Consider the following 26,175-nt stretch of genomic DNA (forward strand, 5'->3'; position numbering starts at 1 on the left):
GACACTACATATCAGGCAACACCAGACATAGGACGAAACAATGGAAAAAGTCATCAAATCCGACGCCGAATGGAAAGAACAGCTTGGACCAGAGGCATTCAAGGTCATGCGCAAGCATGGCACCGAACGCGCCGGGACCCATGACGATTTCCCAAAAGACGATGGTGTTTTCCGGTGCAAGGGCTGCGGCAATGCATTGTTCGATCAGGAAACAAAGTTCGAATCCGGCACCGGCTGGCCGTCATTCTTTGCGCCGATTGACACCGATGCGGTCGGTGAAAAAGAGGACCGAAGCCTGTTCATGCGGCGCACCGAGGTGCATTGCGCAAAATGCGAAGCGCATTTGGGCCATGTCTTTCCAGACGGCCCCGCCCCGACGGGCCTGCGGTATTGCATGAACGGCGTCGCCATGACGTTCGAGCCGGATCAGGGGTGATACGGCCACGCGGGGGTGGTGCTAGCCATCCGGCTGGCCGACCAGATCGGCCGTGGTGACACGACCGACACTGCCCAAAAGCTGGCGCAGGAACGTGCTGTCACGCACGTTATCGCTGGTGACACGGCGTGACAGTGTCACCACGCGACCGTCTTCCAGACCGAAGCGTTCGATGTTTTCCAGCGTGCCGTTCGAGGTAAAGCTGATTGCCAGAACCTCGCGGTTGGTTTCAACGGGGGCTGCGGCACCGAAGGTCGAAAACCGGCTTTGCACGTAATAAAGCGCATCATCGCTGAGCACGCCACTGGTGACAGGTGGGCCGACAGCGGCAATCACGCTTTCACGGGTATCCTGACCGATGGTCAGCAAGGCCAGCGCATCAGGCACGGGAATGTAGCCGTGGTTGCGCACAATCGGGGTACAGGCCACGGACAGGGCCAGACCGGCCCCGGCCACCAGCGTCAGAACCTTGCGGTGATGGAATGTCGTGGTCATGGCGCCCCCTTGCATCGGCGCCTTGCGCCCTTGTATTCCCCTTAACGAAGCCCGCCGCACTTGCCAAGAATGGATGCCGTCATGCCGTCACGCAACGATCTGCCGACACAGGTTTTTCGCCTGTCCGATTTGCGCAACCGGACCGCGACGACGTTCAATCTGTCACCCGACGGCGCAGCACGGACCGCCATCGCGGCAGAGCTGGACATCATCGGGATCAAGAAACTGACCTTCAACGGGCAGATCGCACCGCTGGGACGCGGCGACTGGCGGCTGACCGCCGATCTGGGGGCGACGGTCGTGCAGGCATGTGTCGCGACACTGGACCCGGTGACCACCCGGCTGGATGAAACGGTGACGCGCACCTACGCCGCCGATTTCACTTACCCCGAAGGGTCTGAGACAGAAATGCCAGAGGACGACACCATCGAGCCACTGCCACAGGTCATCGATGTCGCCGCCGTAATGATCGAAGAATTGAGCCTTGCACTGCCGCCCTTTCCGCGTGCGCCGGGGGCAGAGGTCGGTCAGGTTCTGGCCGCAGAAGACGGGGTCACCCCGCTGACGGATGACGACGCCAAACCGTTTGCCGGGCTGGGCGCGCTGCGTGACAGGCTGGCAAAAGAACAACCGGACGACTAAGCCTATCTTATTGGTTGCACCGCCGCGATTTAGCAGTATGTAGGCGGCCTTGTCCTTGCCCCCTCGACAGGGCGGCGCGAATGTCCTAGGACCGCGCAAATCATTCGAACACCGGGCCACGTCACGGCCCCCCAACGTAAATAGGGTGCGCCATGGCCGTCCAGCAGAACAAAGTCTCCAAGTCCCGCCGCAACAACCGTCGTTCGCACGATTCGTTGACAGCAGCCAATCCGAACGAATGCGACAACTGTGGCGAGCTGAAGCGCCCGCATCACATTTGCCCGTCCTGCGGTCATTACGCCACGAAAGAGGTGATCACGGCCGACGTCGAACTGGACGAAGACGCCGCGTAAGCTGCGTCAGGGGACACGTATGGCACGGACGGAACCCGTCACGACCGCCGACGCAACCCGCGTGTTATCAATTGACGCCATGGGTGGCGATAATGGGCCTGCAACGGTTGTTGCGGGCCTTGCGATTTTCCTGAAATCGAAACCGGGGACACCGGTCCTGCTGCATGGCCGGGCCGCTGAACTGCGTCCGTTGCTGGCAAAACATGGCCTGACTGATGCCGTGACGCTGCGCGATGCGCCCGACGTCGTGACAATGCACGACAAACCTTCGCAGGTGGCCCGTCGGGGCAAGCAGACATCGATGTGGTCCGCCATCGAAGCAGTCCGCAACAACGAAGCAGGCGTTGTTGTCAGCTGTGGCAATACCGGCGGCCTGATGGCCATGTCGATGCTGCGCTTGCGCAAGATCGATGGCGTGAATCGCCCGGCGATCGCCTGCCTGTGGCCCAGCCGCAACCCGCAGGGGTTCAACGTGATGCTGGACGCCGGCGCGGATATCCGCGCCGACCAGGATGATTTGCTGACCTTTGCGCTGATGGGGGCATCCTATGCCCGCAACGCGTTTGATTTGACGACGCCCCGCGTCGGTCTGCTGAACGTCGGCACCGAAGAACACAAAGGTCGCGCCGAACTGAAGGTCGCGCATGAACTGATTGCCAGCACTGCGGCACTGGGCGATTTTACCTATACGGGCTTTGTCGAAGGCGGCGATTTGCCGGGTGATGTCTGCGATGTCATCGTCACCGACGGATTTACAGGCAATGTCGCGCTGAAAACCGGCGAAGGAATCGCCAACCTGATTTCCGGGCTGCTGCGCGAAAACCTGCGCAAAACGCCGTTTTCGATGCTGGGCGCCATTTTGGCACGCGGCGCGCTGCACCGTCTGAAACGCCGGGTTGATCCGCGCCGGGTCAACGGCGGCGTGTTTCTGGGCCTGACAAAGACCGTCATCAAAAGCCACGGCTCTGCCGATGCGACAGGCGTTGCGGCAGCCATCAAGCTGGCGCATCGTCTGGCCGATCAGGGCTTTTCCGAAAGGCTTGCCGCACGGCTGTCACAGGCCCTGCCCCATGATGCAACAAAGGAAGCCGACACATGACACGACGCGCGGTTGTTCAGGGTGTCGGGCATTACCTGCCCGAACGGATCGTCGAAAACGCGGCGTTCGAAGCCACGCTTGATACCACCGACGAGTGGATCAAGTCGCGGTCGGGAATCGAGCGGCGCCATTTTGCGGCAGACGATCAGGGCACATCCGATCTGGCGACCTATGCCGCACAGGCCGCACTGGACGATGCCGGCATGACCGCCGACCAGATCGACCTGATCATCGTGGCCACATCGACCCCTGACATGACGTTCCCGTCGGTCGCAACAATGGTGCAAGACAAGCTGGGCATGACCCAAGGCTATGCCTTTGACGTCCAAGCGGTCTGTGCGGGATTCGTTTTTGCGTTGGCGAATGCCGACGCGTTGATCCAAGCGGGACAGGCAAAGACGGCGCTGGTGATCGGCGCGGAAACATTCAGCCGGATTATGGACTGGACCGACCGCGGCACATGCGTCTTGTTCGGTGACGGCGCCGGTGCGCTGGTGCTGCGTGCCGAAGACGGGACTGGCACGTCGGACGATCGCGGCATCCTGTCGACCGACCTGAATTCCGACGGTCGTTACCGTGATCTGTTGTATGTCGATGGCGGCGTCGCCACGCAGAACACCGGGCAGTTGCGCATGCAGGGCAAGGAAGTCTTTCGCCATGCCGTCGAAAAACTGGCCCAGACCGCCGATACCGCATTGGAAAAGGTCGGGCTTTCGGCCGAAAATGTCGACTGGGTTGTGCCGCATCAGGCCAATATCCGCATCATCCAATCCACCGCGAAAAAGCTGGGCGTCAGCATGGACCGCGTCGTGGTCACGGTGCAGGACCACGGCAACACCTCTGCCGCGTCGATCCCGCTGGCACTGTCCGTGGGCAAATCACGCGGCCAGATTAAACCCGGCGACTTGCTGGTGACAGAAGCCATCGGCGGTGGTCTGGCTTGGGGCTCTGTCGTTCTGCGCTGGTGATTGTTTCCGCCGGTCCTGTTCACGGCTGGTTGACTTGCGCGTCAGTCTACTTAATGTTTTGCGACACGCCTCTGGGGAATTGATATGTCCGACAAGACTTTGACACGCATGGATTTGTCCGATGCCGTTCACGAACAGGTTGGCCTGTCGCGGAACGAAAGCGCCGATCTCGTCGAAAGCGTCCTGCAACATATTTCTGACGCATTGGTGGACGGCGAACAGGTCAAGATCTCTTCTTTCGGCACCTTTAGCTGCCGCGACAAGGCCGCGCGGGTGGGCCGTAATCCGAAAACTGGCGAAGAAGTCCCGATCCATCCACGCCGTGTCCTGACCTTTCGTCCCAGCCACCTGATGAAAGACAAGGTCGCCGCCGGAAACAAGGCCTGACACCATGGCCAAGGCTCCGGATGCCTTTCGGACAATCAGCGAAGTGGCAGAGGCGTTGGATACCCCGCCGCATGTGCTGCGCTTTTGGGAAAGCAAGTTTACCCACGTCAAACCGGTCAAACGCGCGGGCGGGCGCCGGTATTACCGGCCCGATGATCTGGCCCTGCTGGGCGGGATAAAAATACTGCTGCATGACCAAGGCATGACCATCAAGGGCGCGCAGAAAATCCTGCGCGAACAAGGTGTGAAACCGGTGATGTTACTGTTCGCGGACCATCAGCCAGGGGATGCCGACGATGCGCGCGTGATCGAACACGCGGCCCTTCCGGACGCGATACCAGATACAGATGCAACCACGCAGCCCGCGACGTCTTATCCTGTAGCGCAATCGCCGAACGTCGTGTCCCTGCCCTTGCGGCCCGCGCCACTGCCTGCCCGCGCAGCCCCGCGGCCCGATCCCGGACCGCGACTGCTGGGGATGGCCGCGCGGGCGGTGCGCGATGGCCGCATCACGCCAAACCAGATCGCCCCATTGATCGCACAACTGGATGATCTGCACCGACGTCTGGTATCTGCAAGATAATGCCCCCGCGCGGGGCAAACAGGACTTGCCCTTGGGCACCAATCGGTTAAATACGCGCTCAGTCGGGCTATAGCGCAGCCTGGTAGCGCGTCCGTCTGGGGGACGGAAGGTCGCAGGTTCGAGTCCTGCTAGCCCGACCAACAAATCGCCCGCCCGCATACGCGGCGGGCGTTTTGCTATGAAGGACGACGACCGATGACCACGTTCGACACCGGCGTTCTGGCCGACCATCAGATCACCAGCCTGATCGACAGCGGCCATGTGCGCGCGCCGGGGCTGACAGCGGGTCAGGTGCAACCGGCCTCGCTGGATCTGCGGCTGGGCGATGTGGCCTACCGCGTCCGCGCGTCGTTTCTGCCGGGCAAGACGCGCACGGTCGCAGACCGTCTGGCGGATTTTACCATGCATACCATGCCGTTGACCGGCGGTGCCGTGCTGGAAAAGGGCTGCGTCTACGTCGTGCCGTTGATGGAATCACTGGCCCTGCCCGCCGGGATGACCGCGGCGGCCAGTGCAAAATCATCCATCGGGCGGCTGGATCTGCTGACACGGATCATCACAGACCATGGAACGGAATTCGACCGTGTCCCCGATGGTTACGACGGCCCGCTTTATGTCGAAATCTGTCCGCGCAGCTTTTCGGTGTTGGCGCAGGCAGGCCAGATGCTGAACCAGATCATCTTTCGCAACGGCCAGACCCGCATGTCGGATGACGCCTTGCGCGCGCTGCATGACGCGGTGCCCATTGTCGATTGCGATCCGGTGATTTCGGACGGTCTGGGGTTTTCGGTTGACCTGCGGCCCGACAGCGGCACCCACGTCGGCTACCGCGCAAAACCGCATACGGGCGTCGTTGATCTGGCAAAGCTGGCCCATTACGATCCCACCGACTATTGGGAACAGGTCCATTCCCACAGCGGCTGGATCATCCTCGATCCGGGCGCATTCTATATCCTTGTCAGCCGCGAATCGATCGCCATTCCCCCCATGCAGGCGGCTGAAATGGCCCCCTATCTGGCCATGGTCGGTGAATTCCGCGTTCATTATGCAGGATTTTTCGACCCCGGCTTCGGCTGGGCAGCAGCGGGCGGCACCGGATCGCGCGGCGTGCTAGAGGTGCGCTGCCACGAAGCACCGTTCGTGCTGGAACATGGGCAAACTGTGGGTCGGCTGGTCTATGAACACATGTCCAGCCATCCAAAATCACTCTACGGTCAGGACATAAAATCCAACTACCAGGGCCAGGGCTTGAAACTGTCAAAACATTTTCGCAACTGATGCGTGGCATCATCTTGCCAAAAATACTCGCCCGCCGCAGGCGTCCCACAGACCCCGCAGGGGCGCTAGTCACCGAACAGCGCCTCTTGTCCATCGTCATCTTCGGGTTCGGCTCCCGGCTGGGGGCGATTGTCCAGCAGACCCGCCGCCCGCAATTCCCGTAGTCCCGGCAGATCACGGGCTGTTTCCAGACCAAAGTGATCCAGAAATGCCGGCGTCACCACGAATGTCACGGGCCGCCCCGGCGTCATGCGCCTGCGCCCCAGCTTCACCCAGTCCAGTTCGATCAGCTGGTCGATGGTGCCACGCGATACGCTGACGCCGCGAATCTCTTCGATCTCGGCCCGGGTGGCAGGCTGGTGATAGGCGATGATCGCCAGCGTTTCGATCGCCGCACGTGACAGTTTGCGGGTTTCCGTCACCTCGTGCGTCATCAGATAGCCCAGATCGGGTGCGGTGCGGAACGCCCAAGCCTCTGCGATGCGTACCAGCCGCACGCCCCGGCCGTCATAGCGCCGCCGCAATGCGGCCAGTGCCGTCTGCGGGTCGCAGCCATGCGGCATCCGTCCTGCCAGTTGCGGCACCGTCATCGGTGCAGCGCTGGCAAACAGCAGCGCTTCGACCATGCGCTCCTGTTCGGCATCCGGCGGTGCCGCGAACAGGCCGGGTTCATCGGTCATGGCGGCCCTCCGTGCGGCGTATCTGTATGGGGGCAAAGGTATCGTCCTGCCTGATCTGCAACCGGCCTTCCTTGACCAGTTCCAGCGACGCGGCAAAGGTCGCGGCGGTCGCCGTGCGCCGCCGCACCGGGTCTTCTGTCCAGCCCGCGGGCAGATAGCTTGCGATATCGGACCATTCGCCCGCAAACCCGATCATTTGGCGCAGCGATTGCAGGGCAACTTCCATCGTCATCAGGTTTTCGCGGTCCATGACAAACGGCCGGAAATCGTCGCGGGTCCGGATGCGGGCATAGCCCTGCATCAGATCCAGCAGCGTCGCGGTATAGGTCACGCGCCGCACGCGGGTCACATCCTGCGTGATCCCGCGCGCAAAAAAATCGCGCCCCAACTGGTCGCGGGCCATCAGCCGGGCAGAGACGCCGCGCATCGCTTCCAGACGTTCCAGCTGAAACGCCAGATGTGCAGCCAGTTCCGCGCCGGACGGGCCTTCCTCTTCGGGATCGGGGGGGAGCAGCAGGCGCGATTTCAGAAACGCGAGCCATGCCGCCATCACCAGATAATCCGCCGCCAGTTCCAGCCGCAACGCACGTGCGCGGTCCACAAAGGCCAGATACTGCCGCGCCAGCGCCAGGATCGAGATTTCGCGCAGGTCTACCTTTTGCGTGCGCGACAGGGTCAGCAGCAGGTCCAGCGGTCCCTCAAACCCGTCAACATCGACGATCAGGGCTTCGGCGGCGACGCGGTCCGCGACGCTTTGGTCGAATTCTGGGTCTTGCGACATGGCGGCGGGCCTTAGGACAGAAGCACGTCAAGTTCCGCTGCAAGCGCTGCGATGTCAACGTCCACGGGTGGACGTCGCTGTGCCAGCGCCTGTGCCGCGCGGGCTTGTGCCATCAGCGTCATGTCGCCAGCGGCATCCGTGACCGCCATCATTTCGTCCATGTCACCGTTGCAATGCAGCACGATATCGCAGCCTGCGGCGATCGACCGTGCCGCCCGGTCCGCGATGCTGCCTGACAGCGCCTCCATCGAGATGTCGTCGGTCATGATCAATCCGCCGAACCCGATCTGATCGCGGATCACACCCATCACCACCGGCGATGTGGTTGCCGGCGCGTGCGGGTCGATATCGGCGAACACGATATGCGCCGTCATGCCCATGGCCATGGTGTTCAGCGCCACGAAAGGCGCGAAATCGCGGGCCAAAACATCATCTGCGGGGGCCGTCACGGTCGGCAGCGATTTGTGGCTGTCGACGGATGCACGGCCATAGCCCGGAATATGCTTGAGCACTGGCAGCACACCACCCGCCAGAAACGCCTCTGCACAGACGCGGGCCGCATCAATGACAATGGGGGCGGTTTGCCCGGACAGACGGTTGCGTAGCACCGGATGCGTCTGCGCCTCGACCAGATCGGCCAAGGGGGCGCAGTTCACGTCAATTCCGACACGGTAAAGTTCATCCGCGATTAGACGGTTCCGCACCCAATGCGCACGGATCGGGTTGGATGCACGTTCCATTTGCGTCAGCGCGGGCAGGTATTCGCGCCAGTGCGGTGCGCGCAGGCGCTGCACGCGCCCGCCTTCTTGGTCGATCAGGATCGGGGCATTGCGGCCCACGGCATCGCGCAAATCGGCCGTCAGGCCGCGCAACTGGTCAGGATTGTCCACGTTGCGGGAAAACAGGATAAAGCCCCATGGATCAACGGCGCGAAAGAACGCGGCCTCTGCCGCCGTCAAGCGTGGGCCCGACAGGCCCAGAATGCTGGCGTTAGCGGACAACGACAGGGATGCAGGCCGTGCGGGCCGCGTCCAGCGTGGTGCAGAACCGGCGCGCATCGGCCAGATCGTCAAATCCGCTGGCACGCAAACGATAAAACGTTGCCCCGCCAGAAGACGCTTCTTGAATAACGCGTGACTTGCCCGCCATGAAATCGGCAAACCGCGTGGTCAGGCGATCCCATTCCGCCGTCGCGTCTGCGGCTGTCGGAAAGGCGCCAAGCTGCACCAGTTTCGTCCCTACAGGCAGTTCATCGGTCAGCAGGTTCTGGCTGGGCATCGGCATGGTGTCTGTCGTCATGGCCACTGGTGTCAGCACGGCGTCCTGAGTGATCTGGCGAACTGGCTCGGGCGTGGTCAGCGCAGTCACCGCCTGCGCTGCAGGACGCATCATCGGGCGCAACACCTGACTGACGCGCGCATCGGCGACAACATCCACAGCATCGGGTGCATCGACAAGCATCGCTTCGGCCAAGGCTGCGGCGACCGGATCGACAGGGGGTTCCGGCTGATCGTCGACCGTCACGACCGCATCAATTGTCTCCCCCGCGTCAAGTTCCGACAAGGGGGCGGCACCACCGGCGATCCGGTCGGCCAGCGCCAGCACGTCTTCGGCGGACATCGGCGCGTTGGATGCGGTTTGGACGGTATCGTCCACGACGATCTCGACTTCTGTTGCAGCGGCTTGCGGCAGGGGTTCGGCGGTCAGGTCTTCGTCCGACAGGTCGGACCCGCGCGGCGCCAGCAGCAACATGTCTTCGGGCCCGCCTGCTTCACCAAGGGCTGCGACTTCGTTCACGGCCAAACCTCGATGATCGGTGATCGTGCCGCCTGCGTGGTCGGGCGCACGGCGCATGTCTCCTTCCATGGCGCGCACGACCGGCACGCCGGACACGTCGCGCATTATCGATTGGGTGCCCCAGACGCCGACGCCAATCATCAATGTCAGGCTGACCGCGGCGCCCGTCACCTGGGTGATCCGCGACGCATCACGCGCCATCGGCGCGTCCATGTCTTCGTAAACTGCCATCACTGCCTCTTGTCCCGAACCTCTGACGGGTTCGCTGCTCTGCCTTCGGGGTCGCGTGCGCTTCAGCGCATCTCTTCGACCGGTGTGACGCCAAGGATACCCAAGCCTGCCGCAATCACAACCTGCGCGGCACGAATTAGCGCAATCTTGGCCTGTGATGTGGCATTGTCGCCATCCTGCAGGAACCGCAAGGCCGGATCGGTATTGCCCAGATTCCAAAGCCCGTGCAGATCGGACGCCAGATCATACAGGTAAAACGCCACCCGGTGCGGTTCATGGGTCCGCGCGGCAATTTCGATCAGGCGTGGCCATTCCGCGATTTTCGCAGCCAACGCGACCTCTGCCGCATGGTCCAGCTTGGTCAGGTCCGACCCGGCCAATGTTGCATCCGCCACGTCAATTCCCGCCTCGCGCGCCTTGCGCAGGACCGAATTCACCCGCGCATGCGCGTATTGCACATAGAAGACGGGGTTGTCTTTTGACTGTTCCGTCACCTTGGCGAAATCGAAATCCAGCGGCGCGTCGTTCTTGCGTGTCAGCATGTGAAACCGGGTCACGTCCGGTCCGACCTGATCGACCACATCCGACAGGGTGATGAACGTCCCTGCCCGTTTCGACATCTTGAACGGTTCGCCGTTCTGGAACAGCTTTACCAGTTGCGTCAGCTTGATGTCCAAGGGCACACGCCCGTTCGACAGCGCGCTGACAGCGGCCTTCATCCGTTTGACATACCCGCCATGGTCCGCGCCAAACACGTCGATCAGCGCATCATAGCCGCGTTCGATCTTGTCATAGTGATACGCGATGTCGGGGGCGAAATAGGTCCATGCCCCATCGGATTTCTGCACCGGACGGTCCACATCGTCACCGTGTTCGGTCGATTTGAACAGCGTCTGTTCGCGCGGTTCCCAATCGTCGGGCATCTTGCCTTTGGGCGGTTCCAGCGTGCCGCGATAGATCAGACCGGCTGAATCCAGCCGCTGGATCGCCTTTTCGATCTTGCCGGAACCGTAAAGCGATTTTTCGGAATAAAAGTTATCCATTTTGATGTTCAGCTTGGCCAGATCGGCACGGATCAGGTCCATCATCGCGTCGGTGGCGAACAGACGCACATCATCCAGCCAGACCTCTTCGGGCTGGTTCAGATAGGCGTCACCGACCTTGGCCTTCAGCGCCTCGCCCACGTCGATCAGGTAGTCGCCGGGATAGGTGCCTTCGGGCCAGTCGACGGACAGATCATGCGCTTCTTGATACCGCAGATAAACCGACCGGGCGAGCACGTCGACCTGCGCGCCACCGTCGTTGATGTAATATTCGCGCGTGACGTCGAAACCCGCATAATCCAGCAGGCTGGCCAGCGCGTCACCGAATACCGCACCGCGCGTATGCCCCACATGCAGCGGCCCGGTGGGGTTGGCGCTGACATATTCCACCAGTGTCCGCAGGTTGTTGCCCATCTGCGACCGGCCATAGCCGGGATCGGTCAGGGCGGCGGTCACAATCCCGCGCCACACGCCGTTGTCCAGCCGCAGGTTCAAAAACCCCGGACCAGCCACATCGGCGCTGCTGATCCGGTCATCAGCGGCCAGCCGCGTCGCCAGTGCATCTGCAATGTCGCGCGGTTTCATGCCCGCGGGTTTCGCCAGCACCATCGCCGCATTGGTCGCCATGTCGCCATGACCGGGATCGCGCGGCGGTTCGACCGTCACCGCATCGGTGGACAGGCCATCGGGCAGCACGCCGTTTCGCACCAGATCAGCAAGCGCGTCGATGACGAGTGTGCGGATTTCTGCGAAAATGTTCATGCGACCTGTCTTTCGGGTTGTTAAGCCTTGCGTTTACCACCCCGCCCGTCCGCGTCAACGCCCGTTCAGGTATCCGCAGGCGGCTGGATGGTGGACCCGTTTGATTCCGGTGGACGCAACGCAATCAGGCGCGTGTCAGGCAGGCCACGTATTTCCTCGTCCTCTTGCAGCAGCTTGAAATCGCCGTTTGGCAGAATGCGCCCCACCAGATGCGAGCGTGGCCGCTTTTCCTGCCAGTCCTTCAGCGTGAATTCCGCAGTCAGGCGGGTGATGCGAAAGGTCCAACCCTGCCGCACCAGCCGGTTCCATTCGTCATAGGTCGCGCGGTGCCCGATGGGCCGCCCGCCCAATGTCGCGGGCAAGGTGTGACGCGCTCCATCGGTCTTGACCCGTTCGACCTGAAACACGTTTTCCCGCCCGAATTCCGGCGCAAGATCGGTCGCCACCAGCGTATTGTAGGCATCGTTGTCGGTCGCGGTGAGCATCTTGTCATAGCTGACCAGTTCCAGCCGTTGCTCTGCCCCTTCGGACAGGATGTCACCGGTATAAGTCTGGATACCAGCCGCACGCGCCGCCCGCAGGTGGCCAAAGTTCGGATCAGTCATCAGGACCGGCACATCGGCCTTGATCAACGCCTCTGCCAGTGCGGTGGTCCAGTCGGACCCACCGACGATGATGACACCGGGATTGCCCGCGCCCGCCAGCCCCAGCCAGCGCGCCATGGGTTTGAGCGTGAAGCCGTGCAGCACCACTGTCGTCGCCACCAGCACGAATGCCAGCGGCCCGATCAGTTCCGCATCCTCGAACCCCAGTGACATCAGGCGTTCGGCAAACAGACCCGCAACCGCGACCAGCACCACGCCGCGCGGCCCGGTAAAGGCCACCAGCACCTGTTCGCGCCACGGCAGGCCGGACCCAATCAACGACACGAACACTGTCACCGGACGCGCCACAAAGATGATCAGCGCCACGAATATTGCCGCCCGCCCGGTCAACTGGCCCAGCTCGCTGAAATCAAGGTTGGCGGCCAGCAGGATGAACACACCCGATACCAGCAGGATCGTCGCGTGTTCCTTGAACCGGCGCAGTTCTTCGTAGCTGGGCAGGTTGGCGTTGGCGATCACGATACCCATGACGGTCACGGCCAACAGCCCGCTTTCGTGCAGCACCGCATCCGACAGGCCGAAAATACCCAACAGCAGCGCAAAGAGCACGCTGACTTTCATGTATTCAGGCACATGGCCGTTGCGAAACGCCCATGCGATGCCGTAGCCACCCGCCAGACCAAAGGCAACGGCCAGCCCGATGCCCAGCATCAGATCCAGCACCGCCGCACCGGTTGTGGTGGCCGTGTTCAGTACCAGCACCACCTCGAACGCCAACACGGCGGCCAGCGCGCCCAGCGGATCGTTGACGATCGCTTCCCATTGCAGCAGTTGGCCGGGTCTGCGCGACAGCCGTGCGGTCCGCAACAAGGGTGCGATCACCGTGGGCCCGGTGACAATCAGAATGCCGCCGAACACCCACGACGACGACCACGACAACCCTGCCCCGTATTTCAGCGCCAGCGCCGACAGCACCCAGCCCACAGGCGCGCCGATGAACACCAGCCGCTGCACGCCCACCGCCGCATCGCGCAACTGGTGAAAATTCAGTGTCAGCCCGCCTTCGAACAGGATGATCGCCACGGCGATGGCAATGATCGGCGCCATCAGCGGCCCAAAATCGCGGGCCGGATCGAACACGCCCAGCACCGGCCCGATCAGAACGCCCGCGACCAGCATCAGCACGATGGCGGGCATACGCAGCCGCCACGCCAGCCATTGGCTGCCCACACCCAAACCGCCCACAAGGGCAATGGCGATCACGGGGCTTAACGCCTCCGGCGCGGTTTCAATGGCCATCAATCACTCCTGGTGGTATCTCGCGTCCGCCGATCAGGCGGTCGTGTTCCTGAATCGCGAAACGATCCGTCATACCGGCGATATAGTCCGCAACCAGCCGGGCCAAGGTCTGTTGATCACCAGCTTCGGAAACTTCCTTGCGCCACTGTTTCGGCAGCTCTGTCGGGGTCTGCAGGTAAAAGGCAAAAAGTTCATCCAGCATCCGGGTCACGACCCGGCGCATTTCAACCACAGCGGGCGCACGATACATGCGTTCGAACAGAAACTTGCGGATCACTTTCAGATCGCGCCACAAGCCGGGCGAAAACTGGATCACCATGCGTCCGGCATGCCGCACGTCGGCCGCACTTTGCGGATCGAGTGTCGCAAGGTTCCGGCGGCTGACATCGATCACGTCTTCGACCAGCACACCGAAAAAGCGGCGCAGCGCTTCGTGGCGACGGCGGTAGTAGTTCAGGCCGGGATATTTCGCATCGACGCGCGCGAAACAATCGGCCAGCACCGGCAGTTCAGCCAGTTCGTCGGTGCTGAACAATTCCGCCCGCAAACCGTCGTGCAAGTCGTGGTTGTTATAGGCGATATCGTCGGACAGGGCCGCAACCTGCGCTTCTGGCCCCGCATGGGTGTGCAGTTCCAGATCGTGCCGCGCGTTATAGGCGTCCAGCGCATAGGGCCAGGGCTGCGCCACCGGACCGTTGTGTTTGGCGATGCCTTCCAGCGTTTCCCACGTCAGGTTCAGCCCGTCCCATTCGGCATAATGTCGTTCCAGATCAGTCACGATCCGCAGCGCCTGCGCGTTATGATCGAACCCGCCGTAGGGCTGCATCAGACGGTCCAGTGCTTCTTCGCCCGTGTGGCCGAACGGCGTGTGGCCCAGATCATGCGCCAACGCGATGGCTTCTGTCAGTTCGACGTTCAGATCCAGCGATGCGGCAACGGTGCGCGCGACCTGTGCCACCTCGATACTGTGGGTCAGGCGCGTGCGGAAATAATCGCCTTCGTGTTCGATGAACACCTGCGTTTTGTGTTTCAGCCGCCGAAAGGCGCTGGAATGGATGATCCTGTCCCGGTCCCGCTGAAAAGGAGAGCGGTGCGCGCTTTCCTCTTCGGCATAAAGTCGCCCGCGCGGTGAAGCGGGATTGGTCGCGTATCTTGCTGCCATGATGCCCGTCTTGTGCCTGTTGCCAAGGCTCCCTATATTTCAGACAGGCCCAGACCGATAGGTATGTTATGCTGACTCTGCCCCCCAAAGTGACCCCACGCGCGTTTGAACGGCTTGCTGAAATCGGCGCAGCCGAACAGGGCAAGGCGTTGCGCATCGCCGTCGAAGGCGGCGGATGTTCCGGGTTTCAATATGAAATAGCGCTTGATGATCCCCGCGACGACGATCTGAAACTGTCGCACAGCGGCGAAACCGTTGTGATCGATTCTGTATCGCTGCCGTTCCTCACCGACGCGGTCATCGACTTTTCCGAAGAATTGATCGGCGCACGGTTCGTGATTGAAAATCCAAACGCCACGTCATCCTGCGGCTGCGGGACGTCGTTTTCCATCTAGAACCTGCGACGAATTGGAACTTTCTTTCGCCGCGATTCGTTTCTAAGCTGACGTGAAATTATAGGGAGCCGCTGCCATGGCACTTTTGATAACGATCCTTCTTGCAGGTGCTGCCGCTGCGGCATCCGTGTCCGGTCAGATGAAAAAACAACCCCGCGCGATCCCTGTCAGGGTGCGTGACGACCGCTAGGACTTGTGCCACCGCTTGCCGCCTTTTAGCCTAGGCGGCAAAGGGGCAGTGCAATGAAAATAGCGACATTCAACATCAATGGGGTCAAGGCCCGGATCGAAGGCCTGACGCAATGGTTGCAGGACAGCGCGCCCGACGTGGCGCTGTTACAGGAAATCAAATCCGTCGACGAAGGCTTCCCCCGCGACCTGATCGCGGATTTGGGCTACAACATTGAAACCCATGGTCAAAAGGGTTTCAACGGTGTCGCGATCCTGTCGAAATTCCCACTCGAAGACGTGACACGCGGCCTGCCCGGCGACGATGACGACGTGCAGGCCCGCTGGATCGAAGCGACTGTCGTGGGCGAAACCGCAGTCCGGATTTGCTGTCTGTATCTGCCAAACGGCAATCCCGCGCCCGGCCCCAAACACGAGTACAAACTGGGGTGGATGGACCGTCTGCGCGACCGCGCGCAGGCGCTTCTGCTCAGCGAAACACCGGCGTTGATGGCCGGGGATTACAATATCATTCCGCAGGCCGAGGACGCCAGCCGCCCCGCCGCATGGCGCGACGACGCGTTGTTCAGGCCGGACAGTCGTGCGGCATGGCGCCGAATCCTGAACCTTGGCTTTACCGAAGCGTTCCGCGCGCGGCAAAACGGTCCGGGACATTATTCATTCTGGGATTATCAGGCCGGGGCATTCGATCGCAACGACGGTATCCGTATCGACCATTTCCTGCTGACACCGCAATGTGCCGACCTGTTGTCGGACTGCTGGATCGAAAAGGATCTGCGCGCCCGCGAAAAGCCATCCGACCACGTGCCGGTCTGGGTCGATCTTGCAGCATGACATAAGCTGAACCGCGTAACGCATTGTCATCGTTACAACAAACGATCGACCGCCGTTGCGTTATGTGGCCGGATCAAACCCGTAAAGCCAGTCCAGCCGCTTGATAAAGGCATCGGGCGCCACCTTGCCCAGCACGCGCAGACCAGTGTGCGCGACCTGTCGTCTGATGCCGCCCAGATGGTAATTGACTGCATTGGCATCCGCCGCCGCGATGGCGCGGCGCACCCGGTCTTGTCGCAATGCCTGATAGCGTGGCAATCCGTCCGTGATGCCGTGCCGCCCGACGCAGCGGGCCAGCACCACCGCGTCTTCCAATGCCAGATTGGCCCCTTGGGCCAGAAACGGCAGCGTCGGATGGGCGGCGTCACCGACCAGCACGCGTCGGGCATCGTGCCAGCGCGCGGCCACCGGATGGCGAAACAGCCCCCACAGGTGCGGCGTGTCCACGGCCCACAAAATCTCTTGCAACGCCGCACAGGCATCGGGAAACGCATGCCGCAGCGCATCGGGTTCGTCGGCGTGGTGCCAGCCTTCGTCGGCCCATGTCTCACGTTCCTGCACAGCGACGACGTTCAACCGCCCGTCCGTCAGTGGGTAAGTCACTACATGCCGCCCCGGCATCATCCAGATCCGCGCGACAGGCGGCGCTGGCGCAGTCACGATGGCGCGCCACGCCACTTGGCCGGAAAACTGCGGCGCATCGGCCCCGTTCAGGGCAGTGCGCGTTGCGGATTTGATGCCGTCCGCACCCACTATCATATCGGCATCCAGCGCGTCATCAGCGACCGCGGCACCCAGCCGGATATCCACGCCGCGCGCGGCACAGGCGTCGGCCAGCATGGCAATCAACGCAGGGCGCGCGACAAAGCGATAACGCGGCATTTGCCCCGTCAGATCGAAACGCGCAATCTGCCGCCCAGTTACCCCATTTGTCGGAATCACGGCATCGGATGGCAACCCGATCCGTTGCAAGCCGTCCGTCAGGCCAATGGCCGCCAGCGCCCGCGCGCCGTTGGGGCTGATTTGCAGCCCGGCCCCGATGTCACCCAGCCGATCCGCCTGTTCGTAAACACAAACGCTGGCGCCTTGCATCGCAAGGGCCAGCGCTGTGGTCAGTCCTGCCGGGCCGCCGCCGATGACGGCAACATGGCGTTTGGCAATCATGTCAGTCCTTGCGGTGCACCCGTTCGCCGCGTTCGTGCCGTTCCTGCGCTTCCAGCGTCATGGTCGCGATGGGACGCGCATCCAGACGTTTCAGGCTGATTGGATCGCCGGTGATGGCGCAGTAACCGAATTCGCCTTCTTCGATGCGACGCAGGGCGGCGTCGATCTTGGCGACCAGCTTGCGCTGGCGGTCACGGGTCCGCAGCTCGATGCTGCGGTCGGTTTCTTCGGACGCGCGGTCTGCGATGTCGGGGATATTGCGCGTCTGGTCTTTCATGCCTGCGACGGTGTCGCGGGTGTCTTCCATCAGATCCGCTTTCCAATCCAGCAGCTTCCGACGGAAATATTCAGTCTGGCGTTCGTTCATGAACGGTTCGTCCTCTGCCGGGCGATAATCGTCGGGAAGGAATGTTTCAGCTTTCATGGAAGTCCCCTTTTCACGGTTGACAGTCAGCTGTGCCAGGTGCGTCGACATGTGACTCTCCATACCATCTCTGCGGACCTATTAGACGCAACTACTGGAAGTGTCACCCGTTTTCTAAGGCCTTCGCAGAGTTGTAGTGTCGCGCCTGGCCGCCTATCGTCGCGGCGAAATCAGATCGGGGACTGCCATGAATTTCACAGGAACAGACAGCTATATCGCCACGGACGATCTGACGATGGCGGTGAATGCGGCGGTGACGCTGGAACGCCCCTTGCTGGTCAAGGGAGAGCCCGGAACAGGCAAGACCGAACTGGCCCGACAGGTGGCCACAGCACTGGGTTTGCCCATGATCGAATGGCACATCAAATCCACGACGCGGGCGCAACAGGGGCTGTATGAATACGACGCCGTCAGCCGGTTGCGCGATAGCCAGCTGGGTGACGAACGTGTCCATGACATTTCCAACTACATCAAACGCGGCAAGTTGTGGCAGGCATTTGCGGCGGGCGAACGCACCGTGCTGCTGATCGACGAGATCGACAAGGCGGACATCGAATTTCCAAACGACCTGCTGCAAGAGCTGGACCGGATGGAATTCCACGTCTACGAAACCGGCGAGACGATCAAGGCCCGCGTCCGTCCCATCGTCATCATCACGTCCAACAACGAAAAAGAACTGCCCGACGCCTTTTTGCGCCGCTGCTTTTTCCACTACATCCGGTTTCCCGACATGGACACGATGCGCGCCATCGTCGCCGTGCATCATCCGGGCATCAAGGACCGGCTGCTGACGACCGCCCTGACCCAATTCTACGAGCTGCGCGACACGCCCGGACTGAAGAAAAAACCATCCACGTCAGAGGTGCTGGACTGGCTGAAACTGCTGCTTGCAGAAGATCTGACACCAGAAGATCTGGCGCGCGACGGCGCCGATGCCCTGCCGAAACTGCACGGCGCGCTTTTGAAAAACGAACAGGACGTCCATCTGTTCGAACGGCTGGCTTTCATGGCGCGTGGGCGGCGATAAACGCACAGGTTGCGGCAACTTGGCAACGGACCGAAAAAGGGTCCGGTCGTGGACGTATTTTTTGCTCGCAATCAGGGGCGTCCTGCGGCCTAGTGATCAGACCCCCACCTGAATCGCGATTTGGTCGCAATCAGGCCCAGAAGGGGTCGCAGTCCGAAGGCAGACGGAACTGACGTAATCCGAGGAGAGCCGTTTTGTTCAGGACCGTTTTACCTGTCGGTCCCGCGTGCGCCTGCACGTCGTGGGATCAGCCAAACCTTTCTGGTGGTCTATGCCCGCTGCTTTCGGATACGACATTCCGCTTTCTGGTACGCTCATGAAACAGTCCATCGCGGTCTGGATGATGGCTTTGGTCGCATCCTGCGCCCCTGTGCAGCCTGTCGATACCACCACGCGGGCTGCTGTGTCGGCGTCGACCCCGACCTTGCAGGGATTCGCGGATCGCTCTCCGGTGCGGGTCACGCGGTCCAATGGGCAGATGGCACAGGATTTTCTGGATCTGACGTTCCGCATGGAAAGCGGCCGGGCCATCGCAACCATGTCACGGTTTGAAACCCCGATCACCGTCCGCGTCATCGGGGATATGCCCGCAACATTACCGTCCGATCTGGACGCGCTGCTTGCGCGCCTGCGCAAGGAAGCCGGGATCGACATCAGACCCACGCAATCGGACAGCGCCAGCATCACCATTCAGGCGATACCGCAGCGGACCTTGCAGCGTGCGGTGCCGAAAGCGGCCTGTTTCGTTGTCCCGCGGGTGCGTGACTGGTCGGAATACATGCAAAACAGGTCCAGCAGAAACGTCGATTGGGCCACGTTGACGACCCGCGAACACGCATCCATTTTTGTGCCCTCGGACGCGGCACCGCAAGAAATCCGCGACTGTCTGCACGAAGAACTGGCACAGGCGTTGGGACCATTGAACGATCTTTACCGTTTGCCGGATTCGGTGTTCAACGATGACAACATCCACGCGGTCCTGACCGGATTTGACATGCTGATGCTGCGCACGACCTATGCGCCCGAACTTAGATCCGGCATGACCCGTCAGCAGGTTGCAGCGGCGTTGCCGTCGGTGCTGGCCCGGCTTAATCCCGCTGGCGGATCGGAACGCCCGACCAACGATCCCGACACCTCGCGCGACTGGATCAACGCGATGGAAACGGCGCTGACCAACGGCGCATCGCCCGGCGTGCGGCGCGATTCAGCCGCCCGCGCCGTGCGGATCGCGCGCACGCTGGGCTGGACCGGCCCGCGCGAAGGATTTTCGTACTACGCCATGGGTCGGCTGGAAGTCGGGAACAACAGTCAGGCCGCAATCGTCGCGTTTGAAACCGCGGACCGGATTTACCGCGCCTCTGCCGCGACGCAGATCCACGCCGCACATATCGCGGTACAAAAGGCCGCGTTCACGCTGTCGGCCGGTGATGCGATCACGACCATCGAACTGGCCGATCTGGCGATCCCACTTGCCCGCGAACACCAGAACGCTGCTTTGCTGGCGACATTGATGATGTTCAAGGCCGAAGCACTGGATTTACAGGGTGGAAGTGTCGCAGCAGAAGCGCTGCGGCTGGACAGTCTGCCATGGGCGCGATACGGGTTTGGCAACGATAACAACGTGCGCGCACGCCTTGCCGAAGTGCGGGGCCTGCGCCCTTTCTAAAGGGGCCGGACCCGATGATCTATCCACTTGGCGGGCTTTTGATCGGCGCATTGATTGGCGTCTGGCGCGCTTGGTCGAATGGTGGCAATGCGCGAGACATGGCCCAATGGGCCGGGTCTTTCGCCATTCTGTTCGGGATCATCGGGCTGTTCGTGCTAATTTTCATAGAACGTTCCTACGTCTGATGTTTCTGCCGTTTTTCGACGCGTTGCGTTCGGAACGTGTGCCTGTATCGCTACGTGAATATCTGGCTTTTCTCGAAGGCATGACCGCGGGTCTTGCGACCTATGACGTGGACGGATTCTATCACCTTGGCCGCACGATCATGGTCAAGGATGAACGCCACATCGATCGGTATGACCGGGCGTTTGCACGGGTATTTTCCGGGCTGGATACCATCCCCGACAGCGCTGTGATGGACGCCGTGGACATCCCCCCGGACTGGCTGGCCAAGATGGCGGAAAAGCATCTGACCGACGCCGAAAAGGCCGACATCGAAGCATCCGGCGGATTCGATGCGCTGATGGAACGGCTGAAACAACGGCTGGCCGAACAAACGGGCCGTCATCAAGGCGGCAGCAAATGGGTTGGCACCGCAGGCACATCGCCTTTTGGCGCCTATGGCTACAATCCCGAAGGCGTGCGCATCGGTCAGGACCAATCCCGCCACCAGCGCGCGGTCAAGGTGTGGGACAAGCGCAAATTCCGTAATCTGGACGACAATGTCGATCTGGGCACCCGCAACATCAAGGTCGCCCTGAAACGCCTGCGGCGCTGGGCGCGGGACGGCGCGCACGACGAACTGGATCTCGACGGCACGATCCGCAAGACGGCGCAGAACGGGTATTTGGATGTGCAGACCCGGCCCGAACGGCGCAACGCGGTCAAGGTGCTGCTGTTTCTGGACGTGGGCGGCAGCATGGACCCGCATGTGCAAGTGGTCGAGGAGCTGTTCAGCGCCGCCAAGGCGGAATTCAAACACCTTGAACACTTCTACTTTCACAACTGCCTGTATGAAGGTGTCTGGCGCGACAACGCCCGGCGCTGGAACGATCAGACGGCGACCTGGGATATCCTGCGCAAATACGGGCCGGATTATAAATGCATCTTCGTCGGGGATGCGTCGATGTCGCCCTACGAAGTCGCGGTGCCCGGCGGCGCCAATGAACATTGGAACAAGGAAGCAGGGTCCGTCTGGTTGACCCGCGCGCGCGACCAATGGCCCGCCCATCTGTGGATCAACCCGATGGACCAACGATATTGGCCGCACACCCAGTCACTGCATATGATTCAAGAGATTTTCGGCGCCGACCGCATGGTGCCGATGACGCTGGATGGCATCACCCGTGGGATGAAGCTGCTGACCTGAACGTCACGCGCTATTGATTGCGCGATGGCCAGCGCCACCCCATATTCAAGACATGATAAAGTTCACACCGATCATTCTGGCCGTGCTCTACGGACTCGCCATGTATCACTTCAGCGCCTACCGCACGCGCAAGGAGCTGGACAGCCAGTCCACCGAACTGGCCGATGGCACGCTGCGGCGTATGTGTGACCAGATGGCCCGCGCGCTGGAAATCGACCGTATCCGGGTTCACATCTATGAAGTGAGCCAGGTCAACGGGCTGGCCGCCCCCGACGGCCGTATTTTCATCACGCGCGGATTCTACGACCGTTATCGCGCGGGTGAGGTCAGCGCGGACGAACTGGCCAGCGTCATCGCACATGAGCTGGGGCATGTCGCACTGGGCCATTCACGCCGCCGCCTGACTGATTTTTCAGCACAGAATGCCATGCGGACCGCGATTGCGATGGTCCTTAATCGTATTTTACCCGGGGTCGGCGTGCTGGTCGCCAATGCCCTGATTTCACTGCTGGCCGCCCGCCTGTCACGCGGCGACGAATTCGAGGCGGACGCCTATGCCAGCGCGCTGCTGATCAAGGCGGGCATCGGCACGACACCGCAGAAGTCGTTATTTCAAAAGCTGGAAAAGCTGACAGGTGGTGCTGGCAAGAACACCCCCGCCTGGATGCTGAGCCACCCCAAAACCCCCGACCGCATCGCCGCAATCGAACGCAACGAAGCAAAGTGGCGCGTGGAACAAAGCTGAGGACCGGGGCGCTGCCCCGGACCCCGGGATATTTTTGGCAAGAAGAAGTCAGTGCCGCGGAAACACGAAACACCTGTCGCGGCGCAGCATCAACCACAGCGGCGTGCCGGGTTTCGGTAGAAAAACCGACCCGACCTTGGCCACCAGCGTGGTGCTGTCGTGGTCCATTCGAAATTCCACCAGACTTTCCGATCCCATGAACCGTGCGCGCTGGACCACACCGCGCGCGGGCGCGCCTTCCATCGGGGTCGGGCTGGGGCCACGGCCGGCGCGGTCGAAATCGATCTTCAGGTGCTGCGGGCGGATGCAGATATCGACCAGCGTGCCATCCGGCAGACCCGGCGTCAGGAACTGACCAAAGGGCGTATCGGTCAACGCCCCCATGACTGTGCCCTGTATAACGTTGATATCGCTGAAGAAAGCCGCCGCTTCGAGATCGACCGGGGTGTTGTAGATGTTGTAGGGCGCGCCTCGCTGCACGATCCGGCCGTCGCGCATCAGGGCGATTTCGTCGGCCATGCGCATCGCTTCGCCCGGCTCGTGGGTGACCAGCAGGACGGCTGTGCCCTCGTCCTTGAGCACATCCAGCGTCTGATCGCGGATTTCGTCGCGCAAACGGTCATCAAGGCCGGAAAACGGTTCATCCATCAACATGATGCGCGGACGTGGTGCGATGGCGCGCGCCAGTGCGACCCGCTGCTGTTCACCGCCTGACAGCTCGTGCGGGTAGCGATCCCCGTAGTCGGGCAGATCGACGCGCGCCAGAAGTTCGGCCACACGGGCGGCGACATTGCGGCCGCGTCCCAGCCCGAACGCCACGTTCTGTGCCACGCTCAGATGCGGAAAGAGCGCGAAATCCTGAAACATCAGGCCAATGGACCGGTTTTCGGGCGGGACCGCATGATCGGCGTCGCAGATGACCTGCCCGTCGACCTCTATCCGTCCGGCATCGGGGCGATCCACGCCGGCGATGATCCGCAGGGTGGTGGATTTGCCGCACCCCGACGGGCCCAGCAGGCAGGTCACCTGCCCCGGCATGACAGACAGGCTGACGTCATCGACGACGCGCCGCCCACCAAAGGTTTTTGCGAGTTGTGACACCCGAAGGCGCGGCGGCTGCGTCATGAAATACCTTAGAAAAACGCTTTGTGGTCTGTAGCAAGACCGCCGCGGACCTGCAAGCTTACAAGGTCGCGTTGACCGCGCCGCCATCCAGCAGGATGTTCTGGCCGACGATGAAACCGGCCTTGTCCGAACACAGAAACGCGCAGGTGGCGCCGAATTCCGCCGCCGTGCCATAGCGCCGCGCGGGAATCGTGGCCTGCCGCTGCGCGCGGGCCTGTTCGAGCGTGATGTCGTTCGCCTTTGCGACGTTGCCATCCAGACTGTCGGCGCGGTCCGTGGCATGGATGCCCGGCAGCAGGTTGTTGATCGTGACGCCATGTTCGGCCACCTGACGCGACGTGCCCGCAACAAAGCCGGTCAACCCGGTGCGCGCGGAATTGGACAGGCCAAGCTGCGGGATCGGCGCTTTGACCGACCCGCTGGTGATATTGACGATACGGCCCCAGCCGCGGTCGATCATGCCGGGCAGCACGGCCTGCATCATGGCGATGGGTGCCAGCATATTGGCATCAAGTGCCGCAATGAAATCGTCGCGGTTCCAGTCGGACCAATGCCCCGGAGGCGGACCGCCTGCATTGTTCACAAGGATATCAACCGATCCAGCGGCGTCCAGCACGGCCTTTCGGCCTTCGGCCGTGGCGATGTCGCCCGCGACGCAGGTGACCTGCACGACGTAGGTGTCCCGAATCGTTTGCGCGGTCGCTTCCAGATCGTCCGCGCCGCGCGCATTCAGGATCAGATTGACCCCGGCTTCGGCCAATGCTTCGGCACAACCGCGTCCCAATCCACGTGATGCCGCACACACCAGTGCCGATTTGCCTGAAAGACCAAGATCCATTTGAAAACTCCTGTAATTGCGACGATACCGACCGCGATGCCGATACATTTGTGGTGCACTATAAGCAGCGCGTCGGAAAAGCCCACCGATGTTCGGCCCTGTCCGTTGCGTTTGGACCGCAAATGACTAGGTTTCTGTCGGATCGGTTATGGACGTATGACAAAGACTCATTTGCAAACTCAAAGCGTTTCGGTCTGGCATGCGGACCAGTTTCGCGTCAGCGACGGCGTTGCACAGGGCGATGCCATCAGTTTCGCGGATGAACTGGTGCTGGACGACGTATATGAACTGGCCCCCGGTCGGGTTCCCAGCATGCTTTCGCTGGAATTGCCGGACAGCGGGAACGCGTTTCGGATCGGTCAGAATTCAGACGCGGGCCTGCCGGGCACCGATGTTTATCTGGATTGCTGTATCACCCTGATGGGCAGCGACAGCCGCACCTATGAAGCACTTGTGCTGGTCGAGGTCGTGTCGGGCGGCGTTGAATCGGTCTATTTGTTACCGCTTGCGAACCTGCGCGCTGCGACGCCCTATCGGCTGGTGGGCATTGACCGCCAGATCGCCACGACACGATTTGCCGAAGTCGCCAGCGTGTCGTTTACGCGCGGCACGCATATCACGATGGCATCCGGCGCACAGGTCCGGATCGAAGATATCCGCGTCGGTGACCGCGTGTTGACCCGTGACGATGGCCCACAGGCTGTGCGCTGGGTGGGCGAAACCACCCTGCGTGCGACCGGCGAATTTGCGCCTGTCGTGATCAAGGCCGGGGCACTGCACAACATCAACGACCTGACACTTAGCCCTGACCATCGGCTGTTCGTCTATCAGCGGCAGGACCGCCTGGGGGCGGGCCGATCAGAGGTGCTGGTCAAGGTCCGCCACCTGATCAACGGCGATACCGTGCTGCAACAGGACGGCGGTTTTGTGGATTATTTCCAGCTGTTGTTCGACCAGCACCAGATCATTTATGCCGAAGGGATCGCGGCCGAGTCCCTGCTGATCGATCCGCGGACCCGCGCCGCCCTGCCCGATCACGTCACCGGGTCCGTACGCGCCGGTCATAGCCATCGGCACCATATGGATTACGAAGTCCGCGAAAACCTGTTGTCGCACCCCGATGCCGTGGACCTGCTGCGCCGCGCATCCATGAGCTGAGTGTTATTCTTCCTGACGGACGGCGGCGAATGACCCGTCGAATACGTCCAGCCCGGCGGGGCCGCGCACATCCCCGAACAACAGCCCACTGACGCCGGTTTGATCCGGGCCTTTGAATTCGCCTTCGATTTCGGCGTCAATCCGGTAATTTTTGGCCCCCCGCGACAGCGTGCCGTCCACATCGCCGGTAAACGTGTAATTTTCGTCGGGATCGGTGTCGCGGAACAGGTCGCCGCCGGACAGCGTCAGTTTGCCTGTCAAACGGTCACCGGCCCCGGTCTGGAACCCGGTCGCCGTGCCCGCGATTTCGTCGCGCGATGCGCCAAAATTCACGTCCATGTCCAGATCGCCAAGGTATTCCACCCGCGAACCACCCGCACCGGTCGGCAGGCCCGCCCGCATAAAGCCGCTGTAAAACGCGCGCCCGTTTGCGGGCAGGCTAGACGGCGCAGTCACATCCTGTTCAGCGAGCCGGCTTTCCAGACGTTTGGCCACCGCGAACCTGTCGGGTGCGACCGCGTCGTCACCGTCGCCACCACCGCCGCAGGCAGATACCAGCAGGAACAGCGTAAAGGACGGATACAGACAGCGCATCGGACGGGTCCACCATTATCGGAACCCGTCCAGACTGTGCGGTCTC

29 protein-coding genes and 1 tRNA gene are annotated in these 26,175 nt (G+C 61.8%); 17 read left to right on the forward strand and 13 right to left on the reverse strand.

Annotated features, from left to right (window positions below; translation table 11 throughout):
- Positions 1 to 40 precede the first annotated feature (40 nt).
- Positions 41 to 436, forward strand: coding sequence for a peptide-methionine (R)-S-oxide reductase MsrB (msrB, locus tag GZH79_RS17880; protein WP_211645134.1), 396 nt, complete (start codon positions 41 to 43; stop codon positions 434 to 436).
- 21 nt (positions 437 to 457) lie between these two features.
- On the opposite strand, the gene bamE is transcribed toward msrB, so the two are convergent.
- Entirely contained in the window at positions 458 to 931 is a 474-nt protein-coding gene (gene bamE / locus GZH79_RS17885; RefSeq protein WP_211645135.1) for an outer membrane protein assembly factor BamE, read from the reverse strand.
- Between the two features lie 81 nt (positions 932 to 1,012).
- On the opposite strand from bamE, the gene GZH79_RS17890 reads away from it, so the two are divergent.
- From GZH79_RS17890 to GZH79_RS17925, 8 genes are all read left to right on the forward strand, one after another.
- Positions 1,013 to 1,573 carry a DUF177 domain-containing protein gene (locus GZH79_RS17890; RefSeq protein WP_249219280.1) on the forward strand — a complete coding sequence of 187 codons (561 nt, stop codon included), beginning with the start codon at positions 1,013 to 1,015 and terminating at the stop codon, positions 1,571 to 1,573.
- Positions 1,574 to 1,725: 152 nt separating this feature from the next.
- The gene (gene rpmF / locus GZH79_RS17895) at positions 1,726 to 1,926 is read left to right on the forward strand and encodes a 50S ribosomal protein L32 (RefSeq protein ID WP_211645137.1); all 201 of its coding nucleotides are present in this window, start codon (positions 1,726 to 1,728) and stop codon (positions 1,924 to 1,926) included.
- Positions 1,927 to 1,945: 19 nt separating this feature from the next.
- Complete coding sequence (gene plsX / locus GZH79_RS17900) at positions 1,946 to 3,025, forward strand: phosphate acyltransferase PlsX (RefSeq protein ID WP_211645138.1); 1,080 nt, start codon at positions 1,946 to 1,948, stop codon at positions 3,023 to 3,025.
- Positions 3,022 to 3,993, forward strand: coding sequence for a beta-ketoacyl-ACP synthase III (locus GZH79_RS17905; protein WP_211645139.1), 972 nt, complete (start codon positions 3,022 to 3,024; stop codon positions 3,991 to 3,993). Before plsX ends, GZH79_RS17905 begins: the two co-directional genes overlap by 4 nt.
- A gap of 84 nt (positions 3,994 to 4,077) precedes the next feature.
- Positions 4,078 to 4,380: an integration host factor subunit alpha gene (gene ihfA / locus GZH79_RS17910; RefSeq protein WP_211645140.1), complete on the forward strand. Its 303-nt coding sequence runs from the start codon at positions 4,078 to 4,080 to the stop codon at positions 4,378 to 4,380.
- 4 nt (positions 4,381 to 4,384) lie between these two features.
- Complete coding sequence (locus GZH79_RS17915; RefSeq protein ID WP_211645141.1) at positions 4,385 to 4,963, forward strand: MerR family transcriptional regulator; 579 nt, start codon at positions 4,385 to 4,387, stop codon at positions 4,961 to 4,963.
- Positions 4,964 to 5,026: 63 nt separating this feature from the next.
- Positions 5,027 to 5,103, forward strand: a tRNA-Pro gene (locus GZH79_RS17920).
- A gap of 55 nt (positions 5,104 to 5,158) precedes the next feature.
- A complete protein-coding gene (locus GZH79_RS17925) occupies positions 5,159 to 6,241 on the forward strand; it encodes a 2'-deoxycytidine 5'-triphosphate deaminase (protein WP_211645142.1) in 1,083 nt (360 codons plus the stop codon).
- A gap of 65 nt (positions 6,242 to 6,306) precedes the next feature.
- On the opposite strand, the gene scpB is transcribed toward GZH79_RS17925, so the two are convergent.
- The 7 genes from scpB to GZH79_RS17960 form a co-directional block, all read right to left on the reverse strand.
- Positions 6,307 to 6,921, reverse strand: coding sequence for an SMC-Scp complex subunit ScpB (gene scpB / locus GZH79_RS17930; protein ID WP_211645143.1), 615 nt, complete (start codon positions 6,919 to 6,921; stop codon positions 6,307 to 6,309).
- On the reverse strand, positions 6,911 to 7,702 hold the full coding sequence (locus GZH79_RS17935) for a ScpA family protein (RefSeq protein WP_211645144.1): 792 nt from the start codon (positions 7,700 to 7,702) through the stop codon (positions 6,911 to 6,913). The genes scpB and GZH79_RS17935 overlap by 11 nt, the downstream gene beginning before the upstream one ends.
- An 11-nt stretch (positions 7,703 to 7,713) precedes the next feature.
- Positions 7,714 to 8,760 (reverse strand): glycoside hydrolase family 3 protein, encoded by a 1,047-nt coding sequence (locus GZH79_RS17940; protein ID WP_211645145.1) that lies wholly within the window; start codon positions 8,758 to 8,760, stop codon positions 7,714 to 7,716.
- Complete coding sequence (locus GZH79_RS17945) at positions 8,693 to 9,730, reverse strand: SPOR domain-containing protein (protein WP_249219281.1); 1,038 nt, start codon at positions 9,728 to 9,730, stop codon at positions 8,693 to 8,695. Before GZH79_RS17945 ends, GZH79_RS17940 begins: the two co-directional genes overlap by 68 nt.
- Before the next feature lie 62 nt (positions 9,731 to 9,792).
- The gene (argS, locus tag GZH79_RS17950) at positions 9,793 to 11,535 is read right to left on the reverse strand and encodes an arginine--tRNA ligase (RefSeq protein ID WP_211645146.1); all 1,743 of its coding nucleotides are present in this window, start codon (positions 11,533 to 11,535) and stop codon (positions 9,793 to 9,795) included.
- A gap of 65 nt (positions 11,536 to 11,600) precedes the next feature.
- Positions 11,601 to 13,439 (reverse strand): sodium:proton antiporter, encoded by a 1,839-nt coding sequence (locus GZH79_RS17955; RefSeq protein WP_211645147.1) that lies wholly within the window; start codon positions 13,437 to 13,439, stop codon positions 11,601 to 11,603.
- The gene (locus tag GZH79_RS17960; RefSeq protein WP_211645148.1) at positions 13,429 to 14,601 is read right to left on the reverse strand and encodes a deoxyguanosinetriphosphate triphosphohydrolase; all 1,173 of its coding nucleotides are present in this window, start codon (positions 14,599 to 14,601) and stop codon (positions 13,429 to 13,431) included. Before GZH79_RS17960 ends, GZH79_RS17955 begins: the two co-directional genes overlap by 11 nt.
- 68 nt (positions 14,602 to 14,669) lie before the next feature.
- Between GZH79_RS17960 and GZH79_RS17965 the strand changes: the two genes are divergently transcribed.
- Together GZH79_RS17965 and xth are read left to right on the forward strand one after the other, a co-directional pair.
- Positions 14,670 to 14,996 (forward strand): iron-sulfur cluster assembly accessory protein, encoded by a 327-nt coding sequence (locus tag GZH79_RS17965; RefSeq protein ID WP_211645149.1) that lies wholly within the window; start codon positions 14,670 to 14,672, stop codon positions 14,994 to 14,996.
- A 243-nt stretch (positions 14,997 to 15,239) separates the two neighbouring features.
- Positions 15,240 to 16,019 carry an exodeoxyribonuclease III gene (gene xth, locus GZH79_RS17970; protein WP_211645150.1) on the forward strand — a complete coding sequence of 260 codons (780 nt, stop codon included), beginning with the start codon at positions 15,240 to 15,242 and terminating at the stop codon, positions 16,017 to 16,019.
- Positions 16,020 to 16,079: 60 nt separating this feature from the next.
- On the opposite strand, the gene GZH79_RS17975 is transcribed toward xth, so the two are convergent.
- Both GZH79_RS17975 and dksA read right to left on the reverse strand, forming a co-directional pair.
- On the reverse strand, positions 16,080 to 17,183 hold the full coding sequence (locus tag GZH79_RS17975) for an FAD-dependent oxidoreductase (RefSeq protein ID WP_211645151.1): 1,104 nt from the start codon (positions 17,181 to 17,183) through the stop codon (positions 16,080 to 16,082).
- A gap of 1 nt (position 17,184) precedes the next feature.
- On the reverse strand, positions 17,185 to 17,607 hold the full coding sequence (gene dksA, locus GZH79_RS17980; RefSeq protein ID WP_211645152.1) for an RNA polymerase-binding protein DksA: 423 nt from the start codon (positions 17,605 to 17,607) through the stop codon (positions 17,185 to 17,187).
- A gap of 187 nt (positions 17,608 to 17,794) precedes the next feature.
- On the opposite strand from dksA, the gene GZH79_RS17985 reads away from it, so the two are divergent.
- The 5 genes from GZH79_RS17985 to GZH79_RS18005 all read left to right on the forward strand — a co-directional run bounded on the left by GZH79_RS17985 (position 17,795) and on the right by GZH79_RS18005 (position 22,414).
- On the forward strand, positions 17,795 to 18,634 hold the full coding sequence (locus GZH79_RS17985; RefSeq protein ID WP_211645153.1) for a MoxR family ATPase: 840 nt from the start codon (positions 17,795 to 17,797) through the stop codon (positions 18,632 to 18,634).
- 316 nt (positions 18,635 to 18,950) lie between these two features.
- A complete protein-coding gene (locus tag GZH79_RS17990) occupies positions 18,951 to 20,300 on the forward strand; it encodes a DUF2927 domain-containing protein (RefSeq protein WP_211645154.1) in 1,350 nt (449 codons plus the stop codon).
- 14 nt (positions 20,301 to 20,314) lie between these two features.
- Entirely contained in the window at positions 20,315 to 20,485 is a 171-nt protein-coding gene (locus tag GZH79_RS17995) for a hypothetical protein (protein WP_211645155.1), read from the forward strand.
- Complete coding sequence (locus tag GZH79_RS18000; RefSeq protein WP_211645156.1) at positions 20,485 to 21,669, forward strand: VWA domain-containing protein; 1,185 nt, start codon at positions 20,485 to 20,487, stop codon at positions 21,667 to 21,669. Before GZH79_RS17995 ends, GZH79_RS18000 begins: the two co-directional genes overlap by 1 nt.
- Positions 21,670 to 21,721: 52 nt before the next feature.
- Positions 21,722 to 22,414, forward strand: coding sequence for a M48 family metallopeptidase (locus GZH79_RS18005; RefSeq protein ID WP_211645157.1), 693 nt, complete (start codon positions 21,722 to 21,724; stop codon positions 22,412 to 22,414).
- Between the two features lie 48 nt (positions 22,415 to 22,462).
- Here the strand turns inward: GZH79_RS18005 and GZH79_RS18010 are convergent, their stop codons facing one another.
- On the reverse strand, positions 22,463 to 23,539 hold the full coding sequence (locus GZH79_RS18010; RefSeq protein ID WP_211645158.1) for an ABC transporter ATP-binding protein: 1,077 nt from the start codon (positions 23,537 to 23,539) through the stop codon (positions 22,463 to 22,465).
- Positions 23,540 to 23,597: 58 nt separating this feature from the next.
- The gene (locus GZH79_RS18015) at positions 23,598 to 24,377 is read right to left on the reverse strand and encodes an SDR family oxidoreductase (protein WP_211645159.1); all 780 of its coding nucleotides are present in this window, start codon (positions 24,375 to 24,377) and stop codon (positions 23,598 to 23,600) included.
- Positions 24,378 to 24,533: 156 nt separating this feature from the next.
- On the opposite strand from GZH79_RS18015, the gene GZH79_RS18020 reads away from it, so the two are divergent.
- A complete protein-coding gene (locus tag GZH79_RS18020; RefSeq protein ID WP_211645160.1) occupies positions 24,534 to 25,535 on the forward strand; it encodes a Hint domain-containing protein in 1,002 nt (333 codons plus the stop codon).
- A gap of 3 nt (positions 25,536 to 25,538) precedes the next feature.
- Here GZH79_RS18020 and GZH79_RS18025 read toward each other — a convergent pair whose 3' ends face one another.
- Positions 25,539 to 26,129 carry a hypothetical protein gene (locus GZH79_RS18025; RefSeq protein ID WP_211645161.1) on the reverse strand — a complete coding sequence of 197 codons (591 nt, stop codon included), beginning with the start codon at positions 26,127 to 26,129 and terminating at the stop codon, positions 25,539 to 25,541.
- Between the last annotated feature and the right edge of the window lie 46 nt (positions 26,130 to 26,175).

The organism is Loktanella sp. SALINAS62 (assembly GCF_018263905.1).
Classification (GTDB): Bacteria; Pseudomonadota; Alphaproteobacteria; order Rhodobacterales; family Rhodobacteraceae; genus Loktanella.